Annotated in this window: 20 protein-coding genes; 7 read left to right on the top strand and 13 right to left on the bottom strand. The window is 50.5% G+C overall.

The features are described 5' to 3' along the window. Positions 1–17: 17 nt before the first annotated feature. On the top strand, positions 18–1,667 hold the full coding sequence (locus HRM2_RS14445; RefSeq protein WP_015904771.1) for a SpoVR family protein: 1,650 nt from the start codon (positions 18–20) through the stop codon (positions 1,665–1,667). Continuing rightward, complete coding sequence (locus HRM2_RS14440) at positions 1,668–3,995, top strand: serine protein kinase PrkA (RefSeq protein ID WP_015904770.1); 2,328 nt, start codon at positions 1,668–1,670, stop codon at positions 3,993–3,995. It abuts the gene before it with no gap. Here HRM2_RS14440 and HRM2_RS14435 read toward each other — a convergent pair. Next, on the bottom strand, positions 3,988–4,800 hold the full coding sequence (locus HRM2_RS14435; protein ID WP_015904769.1) for a sensor histidine kinase: 813 nt from the start codon (positions 4,798–4,800) through the stop codon (positions 3,988–3,990). The genes HRM2_RS14440 and HRM2_RS14435 overlap by 8 nt on opposite strands. 304 nt (positions 4,801–5,104) lie before the next feature. Here HRM2_RS14435 and asd point away from each other — a divergent pair, with 304 nt between their 5' ends. Together asd and HRM2_RS27720 are read left to right on the top strand one after the other, a co-directional pair. After that, the gene (asd, locus tag HRM2_RS14430; protein ID WP_015904768.1) at positions 5,105–6,211 is read left to right on the top strand and encodes an aspartate-semialdehyde dehydrogenase; all 1,107 of its coding nucleotides are present in this window, start codon (positions 5,105–5,107) and stop codon (positions 6,209–6,211) included. 52 nt (positions 6,212–6,263) lie between these two features. Then, positions 6,264–8,180: a DEAD/DEAH box helicase gene (locus tag HRM2_RS27720; protein ID WP_015904767.1), complete on the top strand. Its 1,917-nt coding sequence runs from the start codon at positions 6,264–6,266 to the stop codon at positions 8,178–8,180. A gap of 447 nt (positions 8,181–8,627) precedes the next feature. Here the strand turns inward: HRM2_RS27720 and HRM2_RS27715 are convergent, their stop codons facing one another. Then, on the bottom strand, positions 8,628–8,891 hold the full coding sequence (locus tag HRM2_RS27715) for a HipA N-terminal domain-containing protein (RefSeq protein ID WP_015904765.1): 264 nt from the start codon (positions 8,889–8,891) through the stop codon (positions 8,628–8,630). After that, a complete protein-coding gene (locus HRM2_RS14415; protein ID WP_015904764.1) occupies positions 8,884–9,204 on the bottom strand; it encodes a helix-turn-helix domain-containing protein in 321 nt (106 codons plus the stop codon). The genes HRM2_RS27715 and HRM2_RS14415 overlap by 8 nt, the downstream gene beginning before the upstream one ends. A gap of 131 nt (positions 9,205–9,335) precedes the next feature. On the opposite strand from HRM2_RS14415, the gene HRM2_RS14410 reads away from it, so the two are divergent. Beyond that, positions 9,336–9,536 carry a hypothetical protein gene (locus tag HRM2_RS14410; RefSeq protein ID WP_148214604.1) on the top strand — a complete coding sequence of 67 codons (201 nt, stop codon included), beginning with the start codon at positions 9,336–9,338 and terminating at the stop codon, positions 9,534–9,536. 712 nt (positions 9,537–10,248) lie between these two features. Further along, entirely contained in the window at positions 10,249–11,268 is a 1,020-nt protein-coding gene (locus HRM2_RS14405; RefSeq protein WP_015904763.1) for a DUF1848 domain-containing protein, read from the top strand. 82 nt (positions 11,269–11,350) lie between these two features. Here HRM2_RS14405 and HRM2_RS14400 read toward each other — a convergent pair whose 3' ends face one another. The 10 genes from HRM2_RS14400 to HRM2_RS14350 form a co-directional block, all read right to left on the bottom strand. Continuing rightward, positions 11,351–12,556, bottom strand: coding sequence for a MalY/PatB family protein (locus HRM2_RS14400; protein WP_015904762.1), 1,206 nt, complete (start codon positions 12,554–12,556; stop codon positions 11,351–11,353). Positions 12,557–12,570: 14 nt separating this feature from the next. Beyond that, positions 12,571–13,068, bottom strand: coding sequence for a GNAT family N-acetyltransferase (locus HRM2_RS14395; RefSeq protein WP_015904761.1), 498 nt, complete (start codon positions 13,066–13,068; stop codon positions 12,571–12,573). A 207-nt stretch (positions 13,069–13,275) separates the two neighbouring features. Then, complete coding sequence (locus tag HRM2_RS14385; protein WP_015904760.1) at positions 13,276–13,776, bottom strand: rubrerythrin family protein; 501 nt, start codon at positions 13,774–13,776, stop codon at positions 13,276–13,278. Positions 13,777–14,101: 325 nt separating this feature from the next. Continuing rightward, entirely contained in the window at positions 14,102–14,860 is a 759-nt protein-coding gene (locus tag HRM2_RS14380) for an aspartate/glutamate racemase family protein (protein WP_015904759.1), read from the bottom strand. A gap of 88 nt (positions 14,861–14,948) precedes the next feature. Beyond that, a complete protein-coding gene (locus HRM2_RS14375; protein ID WP_015904758.1) occupies positions 14,949–16,388 on the bottom strand; it encodes an FAD/NAD(P)-dependent oxidoreductase in 1,440 nt (479 codons plus the stop codon). Next, entirely contained in the window at positions 16,385–16,738 is a 354-nt protein-coding gene (locus HRM2_RS25345) for a (2Fe-2S)-binding protein (RefSeq protein ID WP_015904757.1), read from the bottom strand. The genes HRM2_RS14375 and HRM2_RS25345 overlap by 4 nt, the downstream gene beginning before the upstream one ends. Beyond that, complete coding sequence (locus HRM2_RS14365) at positions 16,731–17,903, bottom strand: NAD(P)/FAD-dependent oxidoreductase (protein WP_015904756.1); 1,173 nt, start codon at positions 17,901–17,903, stop codon at positions 16,731–16,733. Before HRM2_RS14365 ends, HRM2_RS25345 begins: the two co-directional genes overlap by 8 nt. A gap of 45 nt (positions 17,904–17,948) precedes the next feature. Further along, on the bottom strand, positions 17,949–19,862 hold the full coding sequence (locus HRM2_RS14360) for a TRAP transporter permease (protein ID WP_015904755.1): 1,914 nt from the start codon (positions 19,860–19,862) through the stop codon (positions 17,949–17,951). Positions 19,863–19,945: 83 nt separating this feature from the next. Continuing rightward, on the bottom strand, positions 19,946–20,971 hold the full coding sequence (locus tag HRM2_RS14355; protein WP_015904754.1) for a TAXI family TRAP transporter solute-binding subunit: 1,026 nt from the start codon (positions 20,969–20,971) through the stop codon (positions 19,946–19,948). Positions 20,972–21,018: 47 nt separating this feature from the next. After that, complete coding sequence (locus tag HRM2_RS14350; protein WP_041273283.1) at positions 21,019–22,734, bottom strand: thiamine pyrophosphate-binding protein; 1,716 nt, start codon at positions 22,732–22,734, stop codon at positions 21,019–21,021. Between the two features lie 317 nt (positions 22,735–23,051). On the opposite strand from HRM2_RS14350, the gene HRM2_RS14345 reads away from it, so the two are divergent. Then, positions 23,052–23,765 carry a GntR family transcriptional regulator gene (locus HRM2_RS14345; RefSeq protein ID WP_015904752.1) on the top strand — a complete coding sequence of 238 codons (714 nt, stop codon included), beginning with the start codon at positions 23,052–23,054 and terminating at the stop codon, positions 23,763–23,765. Positions 23,766–23,853: the final 88 nt, after the last annotated feature.

Below are 23,853 nucleotides of genomic sequence, written 5' to 3'. Positions count from 1 at the left end.
CTTCCAGCGGAGATGCCATGGAAATCGTTGACCAGCATGTGAAGCAGATCATGGAGGGGTGCAAGAAAAGGGCAAGGGACAAGGGACTCGTGTTTGACGATGAAACCCTTGAGTACATCGTCACCAATCGTGATCTTATTGAACTTGGCCCCAAGGTGATGATTCCTACCCTTTACGATTACTGGGTCCACGACGTGAGGGTGCTTTCTGAAAAGGGGAAATACGAACTCTACCCGAATAATCCCTATGAAACTGTCATCAACACAAGGCCAGCCATCTCCTTCTACAACGACAACAACCCTGACTGGCTCAATGTCATGATTTTTTACCATGTGCTCGGGCATATTGATTTCTTCCAGAACAATCTTTTTTTCCAGCACACCTGGTCCTATGATTTTGAAGGCCAGGCCCTTGCGGACAAGCGGCTCATTGCAAGGTATCGTTCGGAAAAAGGGCGGTGGGTGGACTATGTCATCGAGTTTGCCCGGGGAATTGACAACATTGTTGGATACCATGACACTGTTGCTGAGAATATCACTCCGCGAACCCGCAGGGTCGATCGCATTGATTACTATTTTGACGTTTTTCTCCAGCAGGAGAAAAAGGCCAAAACCAACGCCTATTTAAAGGAGATCGACCGTTACAATGCCCTGCAAAAAAGCGGCACCTACACGGACGAACTCTTTTTTGTCGATGTTATTTTAAAGTATCCTGAGTTTGAGGCCCTTTACCAGAAAAAGAAAGGGGCAAAGGACAATCCCCGGCCCGACGTCATGCAGTACATCCTTGAACATTCAACGTTCCTGAAAAAAGATGAAAACACCTGGATGAAGTCGGTTATTGAGGTGGTTCGCAACACCTCGCTGTTTTTCCAGCCCCAGATCAGAACCAAGATCATGAACGAGGGGTGGGCAAGTCTGTGGCACGAGACATTGTTCATGGGCGATGACAGAATTAAGGGCCATGAGGTGAGTTTTGCAAAGGTTAATGCCGGGGTCACGGCCATGCCCAAGGTGGGCCTTAATCCTTACGCCCTGGGCATGAGGCTTTTTTATCACATATGGGAGATGGAGGACAGGGGGTGCTATTCGTTTGATTATTTTTCCCTCAAAGACCAGGTCCTGCGCAAACAGTTCGACCTTGAACGGCACACGGGCAGGGATATTATTTTTAAAATCAGGGAAAATTTTTGTGATTTCACCTTTATCAACCGATACATTGACCAGGAATTCATGGATCGTCACAAACTCTTTGTGTCGGGACGAAGGATCAACCGAGAGCGCAAGAGCGTGGAGTACTATATAAAGTCAAGAAAGGCCGAGGCGTACAAGGAGATGATTATCAACACCCTTTACCATCCCCCCAGAATCTGTGTGGACCATGAAAAAACCCTGAAAGGGGACCTTTACCTGGTCCACTCGTTTGAGGGCAAGCCCCTGAAGGCAGATTTTATCGAAAATACCATGATCGGTATTGAGTTCCTCTGGGGCGCTCCTGTGCGCCTTGAAACCTGGGAGTACATCCGTTCAGCCGTTGCCCCCCAGGCACCGGCCAACTTCTGGGACCCAGTGGCGCCAAAGGATTTGCTCAAGGAAGAAGAGGGGTTTACCTGGAAACGATTCATGTATGTCATGGAGAATCGCAAGCTCCACAAACAGGAGATGTAAATGGAGATGGATAAAAAATCCCTTGGGATGGCAAGCGATGAGACGCCTGCAGAAATTGCAGCTGCCTTTTTAAATCAGGATGGTGCCCGCCATGAAAAGCGAAAGCCCCTCACCTTTATCCAGTTTCTGGATCTCATTGAAAAGCAGCCGGCCCGGGTGATTCGAAATATTTTTCAGGTGTTCTATGATATGATGTTCTCCCACGTCAAGGTGGCAAACAGCGACGTCCCCGATGATTCAGGAGAGGTTAACTTCACCTATTACGACTGCTCAAAACTTTTTGTGGAAGGGTCTGAAAATCCCTATTTTGCAGACCGATTGTTTGCCAACCGCATGATGAAGCACATGGAGGGGCTTCGCCACGGTGCCCAGCAGAACCGTATCTACATCTTCCATGGCCCCCACGGTTGTGGAAAGAGCACCTTCTTGAACAACCTTTTGAAAAGATTTGAATCCTATGCCAACACCGAAGAGGGTATGCGTTACGAGGCCCTGTGGCGGATAGATGTCAATCGACTCGGCCAACCGGGTATGACCGAACGAACCAGCAGCATTGACAGGCTTGTGCACATCCTTGAACGACACTATCCCGATCTGATCGACCAGACGGTTGAGGATGAGCTGAACCACGGGGTTGACAAGGCCTGTCTTGAGATTCCCTGCATTTCCCATGACAATCCTTTGCTGATCATCCCCAAGCACCTTCGCCGGGGGATGCTGGACAAGTTGATCCGAAACGATGAGTTCAAGTGGCGGCTGTTTACTGAAAAAGAGTATGAGTGGGTGTTCAGCCAGGAGGCGTGCACCGTCTGTTCGTCCATCTACCAGGCCCTTTTTGAGCGTCTCGGAAGCATTGAAGAGGTGTTCAACATGCTTTATGCGCGACCCTACTTTTTCAGCCGACGCATGGGCAAGGGCATATCCGTCTTTAACCCCGGGGATAAACCCCTTAAAAACAACGTGATCACCAACCCCATGCTCCAGACCCGGATCAATAACCTGTTCCGTGACAGCAATCTCATCCACTACGTCTATTCAAGATTTGCCAAGACAAACAACGGTGTCTATGCCCTCATGGATATCAAGTCCCACAACGTCGAGCGCATGGTCGAACTTCATAACATCATCAGTGAGGCGATCCACAAGGTGGAAGATCTGGAGGAGAACGTCAACTCGTTGTTTCTTGCGTTGATGAATCCCGAAGACAAGAAGAATATCAGGGAGTTTCCTTCGTTTTCCGACCGGATTCAGTATATCAACATTCCCTATGTCCTTGATGTGGAGACCGAGGTCAAGGTTCTGACCAACATCTTTGGCCGCCATGTCATGGACAGCTTTCTGCCCATGGTCATGGAAAATTTTGCAAGGGTAATGATCAGCTCAAGGCTCAAGGAAAAGTCGGACGTGATGCTAGAATGGATCGGCGATCCGGCAAAGTACCGGCGCTACTGCGATGCGAATCTCATGCTGCTCAAGATGGAGATTTATTCGGGAGCGCCTCCCCAGTGGCTCCAGGACGATGACAGAAAGGCTCTGACCGCCAAACTCTGGCGCAGGATCATTGAGGAATCAAATACCGAAGGGAGCAGCGGATTTTCAGGGCGGGATTCCATCCGCATCTTTGATCAGTTCTATTCCATGCATGCAAAGGAAGACAGCCTCATCACCATGCCGGAACTGTGCCGGTTCTTCCGCAACCTCATGAAGGAGAGAGCGGGCCTGATCCCTGCTGGTTTTCTTGAGTCCCTTTTACGAATGTACGATTACAATGTACTCCAACAGGTCAAGGAATCTCTCTATTACTACAATGAGGATCGCATCGCCCTGGACGTCAAGAATTACATCTCGGCCGTGAACTTTGAGATCGGCTCCACGGCAAAGTGCCTGTTCACAGGCGAGGTCCTTGACATCACCAACGCCTACCTCGAAAGTATAGAAAACAGGCTCTTTGCCGCCAATGCAGATCAGCAGCGCCGTGAGATCATGCGCATTGATGTCCTCAAGGAGTATACCACCAACGCCCTGAGCGTGGAAATGATGGTTGAAGGCAAGGATATTACCGATACCCGGCTGTTTAACTCACTGCATGAACGCTATGTGCACAATCTTAAAAAAAGGGTGTTAGAACCTTTCCTGGAAAACGAGAACTTCAGGAGCGCCATCAAGGATTATGACACGGAAGGCTTTAAAACCTATGACAAGCGTATCCGGAGTGACGTGGAGTTTCTCATCAATAATATGATGGTGAAATTCAACTACACCGAGCAGGGAGCCAACGAGGTGTGCATTTATGTCATAGACTCCAACCTTGCCGGCAAATTCATATAATTGGAAAAAAAAGGTGAAACCGGGTTCCTTTGTCCGGTTCACTTTTAACAAAGATCTCCCCCCCGTGGTCCTTTACAATGCTGTGGACCAATGCAAGGCCAAAGCCTGTTCCCTGGCCTGTCTTCTTTGTGGTGAAATAGGGTTCAAATATTCTCTCCATGGTTTGTAAATCCATGCCGTGGCCCGTGTCGGACACGGTAAGTTCAAGATAGTTTCCCGGCTGAAGGGTGGCAAACATGGGGGGGGGCGTGGTAATGGCCCTTTCCGTCAGGACCACGGTCAGGACGCCTCTGGTTTTTGCCATGGCATGGAAGGCGTTGGTGCAAAGGTTGAGCATGAGTTGGTGGATGCTTGTGGGGTCGGCCATGATCAAGGCGCTGGAATGGATGCTGTCCACAATCTCAATGGTTTCAGGGCTGGTTGAACTGAACAGTTCCAGGGCCTCTTTGACCACATTGGAAATTGGCATGGCGATTTTGTTGTAGCCTGTTCGTCTGGAAAACGACATTATCTGCCCCGTGAAATCCGAAGCCTTCTGGCCGGCCTTCTGGATTTGCCGAATATCTATTTTTGCCCTTTCCGGGTCGGAAATATGGTTGATTGCCAACTGGGAATAGGCAAATATGGCCGACAGAATGTTGTTGAAATCGTGGGCAATCCCTCCTGCCATGGTGTAGAGGGCCTCCATTTTTCCGGTGTGGGCAAGCGTTGCCTTGATTTCCGCCTTTTCCTTAGCAATCCTGAGTTTTTTGATCTGGTTTTTGAGCCTGTTTAATTCTATTTTATCCTTGGAATCTTCCGGCATATATCTCCTGGATTTCTTTTTTTGTCGGTATTATGGGGTTGGAATCTTATTCTATCGGATATATCTGATTTTTCAAGTAAATTAATTCGGTTTTGCAACAACTCCAGACTCTTCAACAGACAAGGGCCAAAGAGACAAGGGCGGCCGCGTTTTTGAACATCAACAGGGGCACCCTGGGAAACTCCATGGAAAAATATGGTATTGACCTTAAAAAGGTTTTGTCGGTATAAGCGTAAAACGTTTCTGAACAGAACAAATCATGGATTTAGCGTTTTACATGAAAAATATAATAAAGGAGTAAACAATGAAGAAGGTAGGTATTGTTGGCTGGCGGGGAATGGTCGGGTCGGTGCTCATGGAAAGGATGATGGCAGAGGAAGATTTCAAGGGGTTCAGCCCGCTTTTTTTCACCACCTCCCAGGCCGGGATGAAGGCACCTGATGTGGGTGTGGATGCCCCACCCCTGGTGGACGCCCATGATATTGATGCCCTCATGTCAATGGATATCATTCTTTCCTGCCAGGGTGGTGCCTATACCGAGGCTGTGCGGCCAAAGCTAGCGGCGAACGGCTGGAAGGGGTACTGGATCGATGCGGCATCGACCCTGAGAATGGACGACAAGAGCATCATCGTGCTCGATCCTGTGAACAGAAGGGTGATCGACCAGGCCCTTGACAGGGGAATCAAAAATTATATCGGTGGCAACTGCACGGTATCGCTCATGCTCATGGCCCTTGGTGGGCTGTTTGAGAACAATCTGGTTGAATGGATCACCTCCATGACCTACCAGGCCGCATCCGGGGCAGGGGCAAAAAACATGGAGGAGCTTGTGGCCCAGATGGCAGCCATTGGCAACCAGGCAGCCGGTTTGCTGGACGACCCGTCATCGGCCATACTCGACCTTGACCGGAAGGTGACCGACACCATACGATCCAAGGCCTTTCCAACCGACAATTGGGGCGTTCCCCTTGCCGCAAGCCTGATCCCCTGGATCGACCGGGCCATGGAAAACGGCCAGACCCGGGAGGAGTGGAAGGGGTTTGTGGAGACCAACAAGATTTTGGGCCGGTCGGACAACCCCATCCCCATTGACGGCCAGTGCATCAGGATCGGCTCCATGCGGTGCCACAGCCAGGCATTTACCATCAAGCTGAACAAAAAGGTGCCTGTTGGTGAAATAGAGTCCATGCTCGCCGCCAACAACGACTGGGTCAAGGTGGTTCCCAACCGCAAGGAGACCAGCATCACCGATCTCACCCCTGCCGCTGTCTCAGGCACCCTGACCGTGCCCGTTGGACGTATCCGGAAAATGACTATCGGCGACGACTATCTCACGGCCTTTTCCGTTGGCGATCAGCTGCTGTGGGGGGCTGCTGAACCTTTGCGGCGAATTTTGAATATTATTTTATAGAACTGGATCGGCAGGAGTGGGCGGGAAGGGGGTTTTACCCGGTGTGGATTAAATGACGGCTGTCAGCACAGACGCCAGGGCCGGCGCCCACACCCCGCTCCGGCTGTGCCGGTTGTGCAAAAGAGGGCCTTTTCCCATGGATGCCTATAATCTGGATTTAACAGACCTGTTGATGAAAAGTGCGGAAGGTCTTCTGGAAATAGACGATCTCTTTGACTGCTGCGGCAACATAAAATACAAGCTCAGGAACGACCAGTTTCCTGTGCTTCAAAAATTTGCAGCCTATCTGCTGGATATTGCAACCCGGCCTGACCCACAATTCTCTTCTCCCTGTTGCAGGATCATCCTTCCGCCCCGCACTGGAAAAACCATAATTGCAGGCCACATAATTGCCTTGACAGCCCTGCCCGCAACCATTGTTGTACCCACCAGAACCCTTGTCCTCCAGACAGTGGAATCCCTTTCTTCCCAGCTCAATGGCTCCGTCCCCATTGGTCTTTTTTACGGAGAGGAAAAGCGTGTTGTCAAAAACGGCATCAACGTGATCACCTACAGCAGCCTCCAGGGGCATTCACAGCAGGGAACACTGCCCCGGGCCTTTGCCCGATCCGCCCTTGTCTTTGTGGATGAAGCCCATCACAGCATGACCAGGCTGCGCCAGAAGGCATTGAGCAGGGCTTTTTCAGCCCAGGCAGTCCGTATTGCGTTGACCGCTACTCCCACTTATAACGATGACAAGCGGGTTGACCTTTTTTATCCTGACAAGATTTATGAAATTGACCTCAAGGAGGCCATTGCCCTTGGGCTTCTGGCACCTGCAAGGGTGTGGGTGGCAGAGGTGGATGCAGGAAAATCCAGAGTGCGAATTTTTGCCGGTGATTTTGAAAGGGAATTGTTGGGGCGAATCATGTCCAGCGCCCCTTTTTTTAAAACAGTGGAGATCTTTCGATATTCACCAGAAAATCGTGATATCCCGTGTTTGATTGTGTGTGCTTCACGGCAGCAGGCCCATGATCTCCACACCTATTTAAAAAGGCACAGGCCCGACGGCTGCCCCCCTCCGGGCTTGATTCTGGGAGAAACCCCGGGCAACGCCAGGACCAGACTCCTTGATCCGTTTGAGGGGGGAAAGATTGATACCCTGATCCAGGTAAACGTTTTGATTGAAGGGTGGAATTCGCCCCATTGCAAGCTTCTTATCGACCTTAGTCCCTCCACCTCCAGGGTTCGTGCCACCCAGAAATATTTCCGGGTGATGACTCGATTCCGGCAAAAACAAGCAAAAATTTACGTGATCCTTCCGGATAGATTACCCCGGCCGCCAGTTTTGCCCATGGACCTTCTTTTTGAATCCGGGGATGAGTACACCTGCGGAGACCTGCTTGACCGCAGGGACCGTTCCGCTGTTTCAACGGCCCTGGACATGCTGGACCAAACCCCTGTCAAAGGGGTGGTTGTCAAGAAAAAGATCGTGGTGGGAACCCGGCTGGAACTTCCCCGTTTAAAACCGGGAAACATGGGGCAGGTCCGCCTTGTCATTGAATCATGCCCCGCTTTTAACCCTGCCGACCCCTGCATCCGAAAAGAGTTTATCCGCCTGATGTTCAACCATCATCTGTTTGCCGGTTCCGGTAAGGGCCTGCTGAACTGGTTCGGGATTGGGTATGGAAAAAATGCCTACTGGATGTTTATGGCAAAACTTTACCCAAGCGTGACCGGCCATGTGTTTTTGACAAAAAATGCCGCGATTCGTAATAAAAAAGAACAATGTTTTGAAGTTCAAGGTTTGTGCAGCACGGATGTTGATTTTTTCAACAAGGCACTGGTTCAACCTGCCACAAAAAAGGGTAAACCAACCGCCCCCTTTCCTGAATCCCCCACTCAAGCCTCTGTATGTCAGATTCAGGAACACCATATTGCTGAAATACATTGCGCCACCGAGCAACAGACCCATACACCTCATCCATAATCTGCTCGGCATTTTTGATGTTCTGCCGTTTTGCCATGTTCTTTAAAGCATCTTTGTCCGGCGGCAAATAATTTAAATCAAAAGATAATGAATGCTCTCTTCGTTCGTAAATATCGGGCAGCACATCGAGCTTGTCATTGCAGCTGGGAAATTTTGCAATCCAAAGGGACCCTGTTTCCTTTTGAATAAGCGCTTTAGGCCGTGCTCTGCCAGGGGAACTCCCCGCACGAAATAATAATTGTAACTCCTTTTCTTTTAGTTCCAGGCCGGAATCATATCGAAAAGCAGCCTCCAGAAGTGCCTTTAACTCAACCATGTCAGCCGATGAATTTTCACCAGGCAAATTGTGCCTTGAGACAAAAGAGAGCGCCCCCAACCCATTTTTTCCTAATATTGCAAGCAGCCTTGGAATGGTCTGTTCACCCCTTCCAAGCTTTGCTTTTTGGATCAGCAGTTTTTTTCCCAGTCATCTGGCAATGCGTCCTCGAATACGGCGTGAACGCCTGCTGGGCTTTGTGCAATAAATTCTTTGGAAATCATCGGCAATGTTACAGGATCTAAAGGAAAGGCAAGGGAATGGTCAAGGTACGCCTTAGAATATCGAAATGCCCCTTTGACCAACCCCTGGGAATCAGGTGGTGTGGCAACAATTTCTCCACAGGGCAATCTTGTAGCATCTGGGAGGGTCACCATGACGTTTAACTTAATCATGGCGACGTCTTGCTGCCCGCTGACGTTTTTTTGTCTTGTGCTGGGCATCATATCTTTCAAACAAGGATTTCCCAGGAGCGTTTGCCGAAGCGATTAGCTGATCAAGGTCGTCAAGTTTGCCAAGCACAGATAAGGCCTTTGCCCAAATTCCCAATGATATGGATGGATGTCCCTGTTCCATTTTGTATAAAGTAGGTATTGAGACACCGATCCTGAAGGCAAATTCTTTTTGGGGATCATTACGCTCAAGTCGGGCTTGTTTAAGGCGTTCTCCCAATCTTTTTAAGATATTATTTTCTGTAAGCGTAAGCATAATTTGTTTTATAACCGGCACGGCCGGAGCGAGTTATGGCTCCGGCCTCAACGAATGATGAAACGCCTCTGTTTGCAATGCTTTGGAGAGTGTTTCATATAACCCACATGTCCTGGCGGACACAACGAAGCATGAAACTCGACAGTAGTAGGCCGGTGGGAACGGGTGTTGCCCTGAACGGGTTAAATGGCAACGGTGGACACGAGGTCCAAGGAGTTGCTATTTCCCTCGGAGCAGGCCATGGACGGCCTGCGAGAATGAGTGAAGGGCAACACCCGTTTCCGCCGGCCGGTCGAAGCGAGTTTCATATAAAACCGGCACGGCCGGAGTGAGGTATCTTCACCGGCCACAACGAATGATGAAACGCCTCTGTTTACAATGCTTCGGTGAGTGTTTCATATAACCCACATGTCCTGCGGACACAACGAAATATGAAACACGATGATACAGGGCAGGCGATAGTACCATTCCGCCCTCTTTGGTTACCCTGACCGGAACGGTAAACGTCGGGGGAATTTCTGCCCTTCCAGACTAAAGCGCAGGAACTGCGGGCTAAAGTCCTCAAACAGCCTGCGCTTCTTAACGCCTGGAAGGGCAAAAATCCTAACCCCTTTGGTTTACAATGTTCCAGTCAGGGAAACCAAAGAGGGCTCTAAAGTCGAGACTTTCACAATGATGTTTCGACAAGAGTTTCTTATAAAAAATACATTAATGGATTTTAAAAAAAAATTATTGTATAAATCTTTTTTTTGAAAGCGCCTGCTACGCCATTGTCATGGCGAGTAACTTTTTCGACGAATTTTACATGAGGGACAATGGCATCACAGGATTGCATACCCGATTTAGTGCCGCCTGTGGCACGATTGCAGTGAGGGCGGAAATAAATGCTTTGTTAAGCAAACGCACCCACCCAGATTAAGGAGACAGGATGTAGTGGCGGGCATTTCTGTTACCACGGTAAGTTGCGTGACACAGCGCAATTGTCATGATAAACAGTTGAGTATAAAAACACGGCATTAGAGCACCATAAATAAGGAGTACTCCATGGGTATTAAATGGCCAAAAACAACCATTGAGACTCCGGAAGGGCCATGCACCGCAATCGCCCCCTGGATCATATCGGCCAGCAGAGCAACAGATATTCCTGCCTGTTACAGTGAATGGTTTTTTGACAAGCTTAAAAAGGGGTATGTGCAGTGGATCAACCCCTTTAACCGGTTCAAACCTCAGTATGTCTCGTTTGCCAACACCTGCGTCATTGTTTTCTGGACCAAGAACCCGGCGCCCATGATACCGTTGCTGGAGCGCCTTGAATCCCTTGGGATCGCCTGCTATTTTCAATTTACGCTCAATGACTATGAAGCAGAAGGGTTTGAACCTGGCGTGCCGCCACTGAACCAGCGTATGGAAACCTTCCAGGCCCTTTCTGAACGCCTTGGAAAAGAACGTGTGATCTGGCGATTTGATCCCCTGCTCATGACCGACAGGAGTGATCCCGATCAACTGATCTCAAAGATCCATGGAGTGGGGGAGATTATTCACCCATTTACAGAAAAGCTGGTGTTCAGTTTTGCAGATATCTCAAACTATAAAAAAGTGACCGACAACCTTGCCAGGCAGAGCGTCCGGTATCGTGATTTTGACACAGTTACCATGGCTGACACGGCCCGGAAAATCAGTGAAATAAACAAACCATGGGGGCTGAAACTTGCCACCTGCGGTGAGGCCATCGATCTTTCCGCCTTTGGCATTGAGCACAACAAATGCATTGACGATGAATTGATTCTGAGAATCACCGACAAGCCCCAAAGGAGCACCCAATTTGAAAAGTTCCTGGGGTATGAGCGCCAGGGCGATCTGTTTGCCCAACCCATGCAATCCAAGTCAAAAAGGCTCAAAGACAAGGGCCAGCGCAGGGAGTGCAATTGTATTTACAGCAAGGATATTGGCAGCTACAACACCTGCCCCCATGGATGTATTTACTGCTATGCCAACGATTCTGCTGCATGTGTTGCGAAAAACCGGTTGAAAATTCGGGTGGAAAATGCGGCCCTTGTTCCCTGAATTTTGTACTGACCGGCAATGCCCGAGTAACCCTAACAGCCTCTACTGTTTCAGTATTGTCAGGCACCCGGGCGATATCTGATTATTGAACAAAGGCCGCCACCATGGCATCAACCGCTTTTTTCAGGATTGATCTGGGGCAGGCAATGTTCACCCGTTCAAACCCGGCACCATTCTCACCAAACCAGTTGCCATGATCCAGGGCCACCTTGGCATCCTGTTCAATTTTAAGGATGGTTGTTTCCGGTGACAGTCCCAGGGCCCTGAAATCCACCCAGGCCAGATAGGTGCCTTCAAGGTCAAACACCCTTACCCCGGGCAGCTGGTCTTCAAGTTGTGTTTTCAGATAGATGAAATTTTCATGCAGATAAACCAGCAGATCATCCAGCCAGGGTTCTGCACCGTTGTATGCTGCCTGGGTGGCAACGGCCCCAAACAGGGTGCCTCCGCCCCGGGGGCCGACACCCAGGGTTTCAAAATAGATTGATAGTTCACTGAAAAGCTGGTCATTGGGAATGATGAGGCTTGACTGCTGAAGCCCTGCCAGATTAAAGGTCTTGCTGCCTGAATTGCCGGCAATGGAATGCTGGGCAAATTCCTGGGAGATTCCCTGAAAACAGGTATGCTGGAATCCGGGCATGGTTAGGTCACAATGGATTTCATCGGCAAATATCAGGACATGGTTGTCGATGCAGATCTTTCCAAAGCGTTCAAGTTCCTCCCGGGTCCAGACCCGGCCCACGGGGTTGTGGGGGCTGCAGAGGATGGCCATCTTGACCCTGGGGTCTTTGGCTTTTTCTTCAAGATCTTCAAAATCCATCTGATACCGGCCGTCCACAATTTGCAGGGGATTGTCGGCAATACGTCGTCCGTTTGTGGCAATGGACTGGGCAAACGGATAATAGACTGGGGTCTGGATCAAAATCTTGTCACCGGGCTTGGAAAAACGCTGGATCAGATAATTGGTTGCCGGGACAATACCTGGACTGGTCATGATCCAGCGGTTGTCGATTGCCCATTGGTGGCGGCGCTGATACCAGGCGATCAATGCGGCATTGTAACCGGGGTCGGGCATGGTATACCCGTACACCTGGTGGGCCAGGCGTTTTTCCATGGCCTGTACCACGGCAGGGGGACATTTAAAATCCATATCCGCCACCCACAGGGGCAGCAGGTCTTCCCTGCCTTTTCCAAATTTAACCCCCAGGACCCCGGGCTCCCATTTCATGGAACCGGTATTGCTCCTGTCAATGATTTCATCAAAATTCCATTCCTGATTGATTTCCATTTTTCCTATGGTTCCTAATTGTTTGTATTTTTAAGGGTATATATCATTTCATGCCATTCAAACCCGCCGTGGGTGGAGGTGGATATTCCCCCAAGGGTAAATCCCAGTCGTTCATAAAATGGAATCAGGTCTGTTTTACAGAGCAGCAGGATTTTTTCTTTGTTCAACTCCCTGGATCGCTCTACAAACCGGCTCATCAGGCGTGAAGCAATTTTTTTCCCTTGAAATTTCGGGGCAACCGAAACAGAGAAAATAACGATGTTTCTCCCGTCTTCCCTGTGGCCGATCAGTTTTTTAAATGCTTCATCGGTGATGTCATCACTATCGGTTGCACCGCTGTTGATCATTCCAACCACCCTGTGGTCAAGCTCTGCAACAATAAATCCAGATGGATATACTGTGGCCCGCTCTTTTATGGAGTCCAGAGAAGCTGCTTCACTTTGTGTAAAACAATGCTGTTCAATTAAATGGCAGGCGTCAATATCCTTTGCCTGCACCGTTCTTATCTTCACGTTTCATTTCCTTTGTCCTGGGTGCACAGCCAATCGGGGCACAGAGTAAAAATTATTTCCAGAGAACACAATGGAAAAAATAGTTCGGGATGTTTTTAGATCGTGGTTTTTTGATAAAAAAATATTTTTTATGGAAGTCTGGGGGGCCAAGGGTGGGGTTCCCGTGGCCATGGCAGGTTCAGCCAGGCCACGGGGCATTCTTGGTTTCTATGCAACTTCGACAAATTTGCTGCCGGGCACCTTGCAGATCGGGCACTTGTCCGGCACGCCTCCCTCAACGGTGTTCCCGCACAGGGGGCAGACATGGATGGTGGTTTCAGGAAGATCGCCCTTGCCCTTCACCGCTTCCAGTGCCTTGGCGTACAGCCCATGATGAATTTCTTCCACGGCCAGGGCATAGGCAAAGGAAGTTTCAGCCGGTTTCACGCCTTCTTCCCGGGCCTGGGTCAGAAATTTTGGATACATCTCCTTGAATTCATGACCTTCGCCTTCAATGGCGGTTTCCAGGTTTTCCAGGGTGGTTTTAACACCGCCCATGGCACTTAAATGTGCATGGGCATGGATGGTTTCTGCAGCAGCTGCTGCCCTGAACAGTTTTGAAATTTGTGGCAGGCCGTCTTTATCGGCTTTTTTGGCAAAGGCAAGGTAGAGTCTGTTGGCCTGGCTCTCGCCTGCAAATGCTTCTTTTAAATTATCCAGTGTTGTCATGTGATGCTCCTCCTGCAGGGTTTTGGTGCATAATAGGCAGAGGCCCTGCACCTGGATTTTGGTTGTTTATGTTACTGCAAAATGTTACTGCAAAAATGATTACAGGCTTTATTTGAACAAAAATAAACCATAACCGCCCATCCTAAGTCAAGTTATGTTTTTTGATGAGGTTGGCGTCAATGAATATAACCGGCACGGTCGGAGCATGGTATGGCATGGAGTGGATATCATATCCTGAATTTGATCACATATGCCGGTGACCGATAAACCAGGGAAACGAAACCATGAAAGAAAAAGCACAGGACATGGTCCGTCCTGCCATACCTCAGACGCCTTTCCCGGAATTATCCAGATTGTTGCAGACAGAATAATCTTGCGATACGGCCATGCCTGCCGAATGTGCATAATTGACCATGGTGACCACATCAAAGACCGGCAATCCCCCGGTTGCCCTGTGAACCGTTTGCGTATAGGGCGGCATGTTGGTGCATTCCAGTACAATGGCGCCCAGGTCAGGATTTGAGGCTTTCAGGGCCAGGGCGGTTTCCTTCATCTCCTGCCGGCATTTGTCCGCATCAAGGGTTGATTTGCCCTGGATGAAAACAGAGGTAAATTCCTCGGCCTCCTCCATGCCAACAATGGTCAGGGGGTAGTGTTCGATGCCCACGGCGGCAAGGTGATCACGGGTCAGTGACCGTTTCCGGGCGGTGATGATGCCGGTTTTTTGACCTTTTTTGATGATTGATTGGGCAAAATGAACTTGGAGTAGGCTTGATGAATATATGGGAACATCCAGGGCCTGGGTCAGCTCCCTGTGGAATAGGGCCAGAAACCCGCAGGAGGTGGCAAGGGCAAAGGCGCCGTCCCGAATCAGGGAGCGCCCTGCCGCAACAAAGGGCTGGAGCAGGCTTTTGTCTGCCTGGAGCACCACACGTTCCGGTGAGGCTCCTTTGACGATCTTGTATTTTACCGGAAAGTCGAAGGTGGCAGGATTGCCGATATCTCCCTTAATACGGGGGAAAACGGTGTCGAGCATGATGATGCCGATAAATGGGGTGGTTGATCTGTTGTTTTTTAAATCCATTAAGGATCCAGCCTTTCAGTGTCTGTTGCTTGGTGATCTGACTTTCTGGGCTGATCCGTGGAAACAGCCCAGAAGTGCCAAAGTTGTGTTATGGATTTAAAAAGGCGCTGATCCCCACGTTTTTCACCGGCACCCGTGACAGGGTGCATCCGACCTGGGCGGGGCTTTTTCCTGTCAACGCCGTTATGATATCCAATATCACAGGCCCGCAGATCCGACCCTGGCACCGGCCCATTCCGCACCGGGTGGCCTTTTTCAAGCTGCCCATGGTGTCAAACCCCTGGTGGATGTTTTTTCTGATGGTTCCCATGGTAATCTCTTCACACCGGCAGATCATGGTCTCATCGGGAATGGTTCCATAGGCGGACAGCGGTACCTGGCACAGCTGATTTAAAAAACGGGCATACTTTTCCTGCTCCAGGTTAAGGGCAACAAGGGTTTCAACCCCATGGTGAAAGTCGTTAGTCCGGCTGTTTAAATTTATTTTACCCAGGCGGCTGAGGATGGACAGGGCCACAAGTCTACCCTGGATAAAGGATTTTTTTGCCCCGGCAATGCCCGTGATTTCGCCCACGGCATAAACCGACCGGACGGAGGATTCCAGCTTCTGATTAATCCTGACCACCCAGCCGCCCTTGTCCCTGTGGTATTCAAGTTCGCAGCCTGCCTGGACCGGCAGTTCAATATTGGGGACAAACCCGTGGCCAATGGCCAGGGCGTCGGCCGGGCACTGTTTTTCTGTGCCCGGGATGATAACCCCTTCAGGTGTGGTCTTTGCAATAATTGCCGATGTAAATCCGTTCTCTCCCCTGGCTTCGATCACCCGGGTGCCCTGGTGCACGGGGACGCCGCTGAGGATCATGCGGGCGGTATAGAGGGCACCTTCCACGAGTTTGGGCCAGTGGTCTTTGACCAGGGGAACAAAGGCCAGTTTCTTTTTCATGGAATTTTGATCCACAAGCCCTGCAACCCTGCCTCTGTTACCAAGGATTTCCCATGCCAGTACCATCATCAGGGGGCTTGTGCCTGCAATCAGCGTGTTGCGGGCAGGCAGTACCCCATGGCTTTTCATGAGGATCTGGGCAGCCCCCAGGGACATGACCCCGGGCAGGGTCCAGCCCTTAAACGGCAGATACCTTTCCCTGGCACCGGTGGCAAGGATGAGATGGTCGGCCTGGACTTCACGGATTTTTCCGGCGTCTTTTTCCCCCGGGGTGTTATGGTTTTCCACATGGACGAGGAGTCTTCTTTCCTTGAAAATACCCAGTACCTGGGCCTGGGTGATCCAGTCTATACCCTGGCGTTTCTTGATGGATTCAATCAGGGCAAAGCCCTTTGATTTCATCCGGTCAGGTTCCAGTCTGGGTAAAAGGGATGGCCTGTGCCTGGTTTTCCGGAGCAGCTGTCCGCCGGACTGGGCGTTTTCATCAATGATCAGGATATCAAGGCCCTGGCCGGCAAAGGTTTCGGCGGCTGTAAGTCCTGCAAAACCTGCCCCCACGATGATAACATGGTAATGGGTCTTCATCTTTTCTCTCCCCCTTGGGTCGTATCCAGCGGTTGGCTTTCAAGGGGATCGGCTTGGGTGGTAATTTCCATTTTATCGTTTACCATGGTCATGCAGGCCCTTTGATCGGGCACACCGTTGATGGTGACCAGGCATTCATAACAGATGCCCATGCCGCAGAAAATACCCCGTGGGCTGCCTGTTTTTGATCGTCGTAAATTCTGAATTCCAGCGGCGGTCAAGGCGGCATGGACGGATTCACCTTCAAAGGCCGGAACGGGAGCACCATTGACCATGAGGGTTATCCGTCTGCCCCTTTGAACAGAATTAATTCTCAGGTTTTGATTGAAATTTGAATCAGGGTTACGCATGGGCGGAGCCTCCATTGTCCTGGAACCGGTCCGGGGAAAATGCATCCAAAGGGATCAGGGTAGAACGGCCCAGGAGCATCTGGGCCAAGAGATGACCTGTAACAGGAGACAGGGCTATGCCGTCGCCTTCGTGGCCGGCCGCCATGAAAAAGCCGTCCAGGGATCGGACCGAACCCAGAATCGGCAGTCCGTCAGGGGTATAGGGCCTGAGTCCTGCAAAGGTCCGGATGACCTGGAAGGTTTTGATCACCGGCAGGATTGCAGCGGTCTGGTGGATGATTTTTTTTATGCCTGACAGGGTGTTCGTTTTGTTAAATCCGACAAACTCCCGGGTGGAACCCAGGAGCAGGTTGCCATTGTCGGCCTGTTCCATGGAAATCCCCTGGCCTGCCGTATGGGCCAGTGATGGGTCATATTTGGCTGCAATATATTTGGCTGAAATCAGGCAGTGTTTGAGTACGGGGTGTGCGGCGTGGGTTACAACGATCTGCCCCCTCCTGGGTCGGACCGGCATTGATATGCCCACCATGTCAGACACCAGGCCGGCCATTGATCCGGCAGCATTGACCACAATATCGGCATCAAAATTTCCCTGGGTTGTGCGAACACCGGTTACGCGGTTATCGTGTGTCTGGATGCCCAGAACGTCTGCATGGGTGACGATCCTGGCGTGGTTTTTTTTCGCAGCAAGGGCAAACCCGAGTGTCAGGTTAATGGGATTGACCTGGGCGTCCAGGGGGGAAAAGGTTGACCCGATGATCCCAGGGGCTAAAAGGGGCTCCTTTGCCAGTGCCTGGGACGGATCGAGGAGCCGGACATCCAGGCCGTTGGCCTGTTGTTCTTTGGTATATTTCTCCATGGCACGGTATTCGGCCTCGGTCTCGATGATCACCAGGCCGCCGGTGTGCTTCAACTCGATGTCAACGGGCAGTTCCTGTTGCAGGGTCGCAAACCGTTTGAGGCTTTCCATGGCAAGGGTCAGGTGGATTCCCGGTTTCTTGGACTGCATGAAAACCAGCCCGTCACAGGCACCTGAACTGCCTGAGGCCAGGTCGTTTTTTTCGATCAGGGTCACGGGGGCGTCGTATTTTGCAAGGTGGTACGCAATGGACGAGCCGATGACCCCGCCGCCAATGATGACAATTTGGGGTGAATTTTTTCTCAAGTAAACATGTCCTTTGTTGACCGGACGGTCCGATCTTGATGAACCTCAGGCATTGGGTTCGGGGTTGATTTTATTGGAATCCCTGAACTTTGACCACAGGGGGTGAAACACAATGCCTGCCAGGACCAGAGCACCCAGCAGTCTCACCATGGGTGAATTGAGCAGGCCAGGCTTTGCGCATATAAAAGTGGTAAATCCTGCCAGGACAAAGAGGCCTGCCTGTAAAACCCGGTTCAGGGGCCTGAAAAAATATCTGCTCAGGGCGCTTGCAAAAAATACAATGGCCAGGAAGATCATCAGTGTGACCGTGATGATTTCAAGGGCGGTCCCCTGCATGAGCAGTGCCTTGTTAAACACAAAAACATAGGGGATTAAAAATCCTACGATTGCAAGCTTAAACGCCTCAAAACCCGTTTCAAGGGGCGGGGAATTTGCGATGGCTGCGGCACAGAAGGCCGGCACGCACACGGGGGGCGTAACCCCGGCCAGGACGGCAAAATAATAGACAAACAAATGGGCCGGCAGCATGTCGACGCCCATGGCCAGCATGGCAGGTCCGCCGATGGTGACGGCAATGATGTAGGCAGGGGTACAGGGCAGTCCCATGCCCATGACCAGGGAGGTGCACATGACCAGGAGCATGGCTGGCAGGAGATGGCCTCCGGACCAGTTTGTGATCACCGTTGCGATCCCCAGGGCAAGACCTGTATGGGTGACAATGGCAACCACCATGCCCGCACCCGCACAGGCAAGGGCAATCATGATCATATTTTGACCTGCGAGGCGGAGGGTTTCAAAGAGCCTGGAGGGCGTCATCCGGGTCTCTTTTTTAAGAAAACTGATCAGAAAAACAACGGCAATTGCCACATTGGCCGCCATAAAGGGTGAATATCCCTTGAGGAGCATCACCACGAGAAGAATCATGGGGACGAGGAGATAGGAATCTTTGAGAATCTGGCGGTAGGAGACCATATCTTTTTCGTCCACCCCGGTAAGGTTCAGCCGCTGGGCCATATAATGAACCCTGACCACCATGCTGGCGTAAAGCAGCAATGATCCCAGCATGGCCGCAATGACGATGTTGACATAGGAGATGCCTGTGATTTCAGCCATGACGAAGGCACCTGCTCCCATGACCGGTGGCATGAGCATGCCGCCGGTGGAGGCAGCGGCTTCCACGGCACCGGCAAATGTGCGCCTGTATCCCAGTTTTTTCATCAAAGGGATGGTGAACACCCCGGTTGAATACACATTTGCGGCTGCCACACCCGAGATGGACCCGAAAAGCCCCGATGAAATCACAGCGATCTTGGCCGGTCCACCATTGCTTTTGCCGGCGATCCGGCAGGCCAGATCGGTAAAAAACTGGCCGGTTTTGGTGACCTCCATGAACGCTCCGAAAATGACAAACAGGGCCACAAAGGTCGCTGAAACCCCGGTGATGGATCCGAAGATCCCGGCGTCCGTGATAAGATACTGCATTTCGATGATTTCGGTAAAGGCAATAGGCTTGGAATAAAAGACCCCGGGAAGATAGGGCGCTGCATAAAGATAGACAAAGAAACCGATAATAAGATATGCCATGGCCGGAACCACGGCCCGTCGAACCGCTTCCAGTATCAGTACAATCATCAATGTGCCCAGCACCAGTTCAATGGTCAGGACATCATCGACAAATTCCAGACGTTCGGTGAGCCGTTCATAAAAATATATAATGTAGAGCGGTGGCAAAATTGAAAGCGCCGCAAGGATCCAGTTAAAGATGCCCACTTTTTTATAGTGTTTTTTTGTGGAAGCGGGAAAGATGACAAAGGCTGCCGGCAGTAGAAATAATAGATGGATTCCCCGCTGAATACGGGGCTGATAAATTCCAACAGTGGCAGTATATAATTGAAATATGGACAGGGCAGCCAGCCAGGCACCAATTGCTTTGTTCTGCCAGGTATTAGAATCTTTCATGAACACTTCTCCAGGTTCGGGGGCAGGGCACAACCAGGTGCTCTGCCCGGGTTAATCTACAAGACAGTGAACAATTAACCTTTTTACTCCATGTAGCCGGCATCTTTATAATATTTTTCGGCACCGGGGTGGAGGGGAAGGGCTATGTTTTTCCAGCCCGTTTCAGGTTTGAAATTTTTGTTGGCCGGGTTGATTTTATAGAGTTCCTCCGTGTTTTCACAGATGATTTTTGTGATGGTGTAGGCAACATTGTCGGGTACATCTTTGTTGATGATCAACTCGCCTGCAGATACAACGGTGGGGATGTCAGCATCCTGGCCATTGTAAGTCCCCTTGGGAATAAAGCTTTGTCCTGAATCCCGTGCCAGTGTTCCAAGTTCATTGTGGAGATGGTCAATACAGGCATCGGACAGGGAGATCAGGGTAGAATCGCGACTTACGCTCATCTCGGTAATGGCAGCACCGGGAAGACCCAGGTGGGTGAAGACAAAGTCCACATGGTTGTCTTTGTACAGGTTGACCATGTCTGAATAGACCGCATGGAAAACCTTGCCGCCTGCGTTTTTAATATCATCCAGGGAAATGCCGTAAAACGCCAGGATGGTGTTCATCAACGGCAGGTCAGATGTCCCTTTCATGGGTGCAGCCACTTTGATTGCCTTGCCGGCCTTGACCATTTCTGCCATCTGGGCCATGGTGGTGATCTTCATGTCTCGTGCACCCAGAACATGGATGTGATAGATACCGAAAATGCCGCCCAGGGAACGGACATCCGGGTTGGCTTTTTTATAGACAGGTGCGATACCCTTGAATGCCATCTTGTCTACAAAGGTAATGCCCCAGCCAAGGTCGTCCTTGTGTCTCGAGACCCGGACTGGATTGACCACCCCACCGCCGGGAACCACTTTCAGGATCAGATTGGGTTCTTTTTCTGCGATCATCCTGGCAATGCCGCCCGCCTGGACATACCAGCCTCCGCCTACGCCACCGGCCACCCAGGTCAGGGTTGTGGATTGGGTCACCTGGTTTTCGTCGGCCATGGCTGCCCCGGGCAGTGACAGAACAGCTGCCAACACCAGGGCAAATAAACACATAATAGTTCTTTTCATTTCCTTTCTCCCTCTTTTAAACGGTTGCGTTCTTGTGCACACTGCAACTATGCTTTATCATGTTTTGCCTGGCAGGTCATCCAGGAATAGACCGGGGGAATGTCTTCCAGTTCCGGTTCACTTTTCACATCCAGGAAAACAGGTCCCCGGGCATTGAATGCCATATCCAGGCCCTGGACCAGTTGTTCAGGCGTTTCAATGGAAAGCGCCTTGAGGCCGAATCCTTCTGCCACCCTGGCCGGATTGTTGGCATTAAAGTCCACGGAAAAGTACTTTTTATTGCAGTGGAGTTTCTGCAGGGCCTTAATCCAGCCAAACGAGCTGTTGTTGAAATGGATGAGGACCACAGGGATATTAAGGCGGGAGATGGTTTCAAGCTCCCCGGCAGACATTCCCAGGGATCCGTCCCCGAACAGCCCCACCAGCCGAGCATCGGGCCGTGCAAAGTGGGCACCGACCACGGCGGGTATGGCATACCCAAGTCCGCCATAGGCCCGGGGGATGATAAACCTGGAATTCTTGGCCGCAAGCTTGAGAAAGCGTGTGATATAGGGGGTTGGGGTGCCGGCATCGGAGATTACGATGGTTGTTTCGTCAAGGTGACGGTTGAGCTCGGCAATGATTCGCTGGGGTTTCAGTGGTGTGGTGTCTGCCTGGAACGCCTGCTGGGCCTGCTTCCAGAAATCCAGTCTTTGCTGATTCAGGCTGTTGACCCAGTCGGATGCCTGTCTGTGGGCGGTTTTTCCTTTGAGGAGGGTTACCAGGTCTTCCGCCACCAGTCTGGCATCGCCTGCAACGCTCCATGTGTTCTGGAAATTATTGCCCAGCATCTCAGGGTTCAGGTCGATCTGGAGAATTTTCCGGCCCGGTTTTTCCGATGGCATGGACCAGTTGATGGTGGAGACCGATCCCATTTTGCATCCGACATACAAGAGCACATCTGCCTCTTCAACGGCCCGGTGGGCATGGGGATGGAAACCGTTATCACCAATTACCCCCAGGGCCATGGGGTGGTCATCGGGCATAATGCCCTGGCCGGATATGGTTGACACAACCGGGGCTGCCATCCATTCAGCCATGGACTGGATGGATGTTCCTGCCTGGGAATGATTTGCACCGCCACCCACGATGATCACCAGCCGTTTCGCTCCGGCCATATGGTCGACCAGGGCTTCCAGGTCCGTCCTGGCACCCCGGGTTCTGAATGCCGGGTAGGTGCAGCAGTTTTCGTCTGCATAAAGGTCTTTGGCGCTGTTTGAAAATTCGTCACACAGTGCTTCTTTGGGCAAAGAGAGGTGAACCGCCCCGGGCCGACCGGTTGTGGCAATCCTGAATGCGCGTCGTATAACTTCCGGGATCTTGTTGACGCTTTTAACCACGGTGGCCCATTTGGTGATGGATTCATATAATTTTTGTGTATCCAGTTCGGTTATGGTCTGCTTGCCCTCGCCCGAAAGGGGGATATCTGACGTGATGACGATAACCGGGATGGACGATGCATTGGCTTCGGCGATGCCGGGTACGGTATAAAGAGAACCTGCCCCACTGGGACATTCGCAAACGCCTGGTTTATGGCTGAGTCGGGCATAGGCATCTGCCATGAACGAGGCAGATCGTTCATCCCTGGCCATCACATGGCGGATACCGGACTGATTGTCGTAAAGGGCTTCATAGAATTTGATACTGGTATCACCTGGAACACCGAAAATATATTCAACATGATATTTTTCTAACATTTTGACTAAAGTCTGGGCACCAATCATATCAATCTCCCCGAGAAACAGCTTGATATTTAATAAATTATTTAATAAATTATTTAATTTTAAGTAACAATTCCAGAAAATCGATGGTGTGTCAAGGGAAAATTCTAAATCCTTTTTTTTAATGAAAATAGATAGTTCAGGGATGTAAAATATCGTAAATTGTGAATATGACTTGCTATTAAATAAATTATTTAATAAATTATCAGACAATGCCAGGTCCGAAAAAGAGTGTGTTCGCCCGCAAGGACTCCCCACTCTCCCAACCGTTGTTCCTCTGGAACGTTGCCAGATGGGCTAACGAACAACAAAGGATTAGAATGTCTCCTAAAAAAACAGATAAAGACATCACAAAAACAGATTTAGCATATAAAGCCTATAGTGCCATTCGCCAGATGCTGTTTTACAATGAAATCCTGCCCGGCCAGAAAATTAAATACAAAGACCTTGCCAACCGCATTGGTGTGAGCATGACGCCGGTGATCCATGCCCTCAAGTGGCTGGAATTCAGGAACATCGTCCGTCATGAAGCCAACAAGGGGTATTATGTCAATGAGGTCAGCCTCAAGGAAATTACAGAGATTTATAATACCCGGTTGTTGATAGAAGTCTCCCTGGTACCTGCCATTCTGGAGAAAATGAATCCTGCTGGTCTAAAACGGTTGAAAAAGGCCCTGGACGATCATGGGAGGGCCGTTGCTGAGGATAATTACTACCGGCGCATCATGACGGATATGGGGTATCACATGTGCCTGGCCTCATTGGCGGACTGTAAAATCCAGCTGAACATGCTTCAGGAACTGTTTGATGTGCTGCTGTTGCGATACAGCAGGAATCTTTATTTCTCCAGTGTCATGGAAACGTCTTTGAACGAGCATTGTGACATCTTTGAAAGTCTTGAAAAAAAAGATAAAAAAGGGCTCGACAAGGCCCTAACCTTTCATATCACCACGGTAAGGGACCATATTACCGAAGGGATGGCCAAGCTGATAGTGGATGAGCAGGATTCGTTTGGCGATGGCTATTTATTTTAAACCATGGCCAAAGTAACCCTTTAGGCAGATCTGTTCCTGATGCCATGGTCCTCTCAGCCTGTTTCTCCCTTGTTGAAAAAGATATTTT

It is taken from the genome of Desulforapulum autotrophicum HRM2, from assembly GCF_000020365.1.
In the GTDB taxonomy this organism is placed as follows: domain Bacteria; phylum Desulfobacterota; class Desulfobacteria; order Desulfobacterales; family Desulfobacteraceae; genus Desulforapulum; species Desulforapulum autotrophicum.
This window is presented reverse-complemented; position numbering and strand designations above follow the sequence as displayed.

What these genes read in the sequence shown, in the direction of transcription:
- HRM2_RS14445 (WP_015904771.1), top strand. Translation starts at nt 18, where the DNA reads ATGGAAATCGTTGACCAGCATGTGAAGCAGATCATGGAGGGGTGCAAG.
- HRM2_RS14440 (WP_015904770.1), top strand. Translation starts at nt 1,668, where the DNA reads ATGGAGATGGATAAAAAATCCCTTGGGATGGCAAGCGATGAGACGCCT.
- HRM2_RS14435 (WP_015904769.1), bottom strand. Translation starts at nt 4,800, where the DNA reads ATGCCGGAAGATTCCAAGGATAAAATAGAATTAAACAGGCTCAAAAAC.
- asd (WP_015904768.1), top strand. Translation starts at nt 5,105, where the DNA reads ATGAAGAAGGTAGGTATTGTTGGCTGGCGGGGAATGGTCGGGTCGGTG.
- HRM2_RS27720 (WP_015904767.1), top strand. Translation starts at nt 6,264, where the DNA reads ATGACGGCTGTCAGCACAGACGCCAGGGCCGGCGCCCACACCCCGCTC.
- HRM2_RS27715 (WP_015904765.1), bottom strand. Translation starts at nt 8,891, where the DNA reads ATGATTAAGTTAAACGTCATGGTGACCCTCCCAGATGCTACAAGATTG.
- HRM2_RS14415 (WP_015904764.1), bottom strand. Translation starts at nt 9,204, where the DNA reads ATGCTTACGCTTACAGAAAATAATATCTTAAAAAGATTGGGAGAACGC.
- HRM2_RS14410 (WP_148214604.1), top strand. Translation starts at nt 9,336, where the DNA reads ATGAAACTCGACAGTAGTAGGCCGGTGGGAACGGGTGTTGCCCTGAAC.
- HRM2_RS14405 (WP_015904763.1), top strand. Translation starts at nt 10,249, where the DNA reads ATGGGTATTAAATGGCCAAAAACAACCATTGAGACTCCGGAAGGGCCA.
- HRM2_RS14400 (WP_015904762.1), bottom strand. Translation starts at nt 12,556, where the DNA reads ATGGAAATCAATCAGGAATGGAATTTTGATGAAATCATTGACAGGAGC.
- HRM2_RS14385 (WP_015904760.1), bottom strand. Translation starts at nt 13,776, where the DNA reads ATGACAACACTGGATAATTTAAAAGAAGCATTTGCAGGCGAGAGCCAG.
- HRM2_RS14380 (WP_015904759.1), bottom strand. Translation starts at nt 14,860, where the DNA reads ATGGATTTAAAAAACAACAGATCAACCACCCCATTTATCGGCATCATC.
- HRM2_RS14375 (WP_015904758.1), bottom strand. Translation starts at nt 16,388, where the DNA reads ATGAAGACCCATTACCATGTTATCATCGTGGGGGCAGGTTTTGCAGGA.
- HRM2_RS25345 (WP_015904757.1), bottom strand. Translation starts at nt 16,738, where the DNA reads ATGCGTAACCCTGATTCAAATTTCAATCAAAACCTGAGAATTAATTCT.
- HRM2_RS14360 (WP_015904755.1), bottom strand. Translation starts at nt 19,862, where the DNA reads ATGAAAGATTCTAATACCTGGCAGAACAAAGCAATTGGTGCCTGGCTG.
- HRM2_RS14355 (WP_015904754.1), bottom strand. Translation starts at nt 20,971, where the DNA reads ATGAAAAGAACTATTATGTGTTTATTTGCCCTGGTGTTGGCAGCTGTT.
- HRM2_RS14350 (WP_041273283.1), bottom strand. Translation starts at nt 22,734, where the DNA reads ATGATTGGTGCCCAGACTTTAGTCAAAATGTTAGAAAAATATCATGTT.
- HRM2_RS14345 (WP_015904752.1), top strand. Translation starts at nt 23,052, where the DNA reads ATGTCTCCTAAAAAAACAGATAAAGACATCACAAAAACAGATTTAGCA.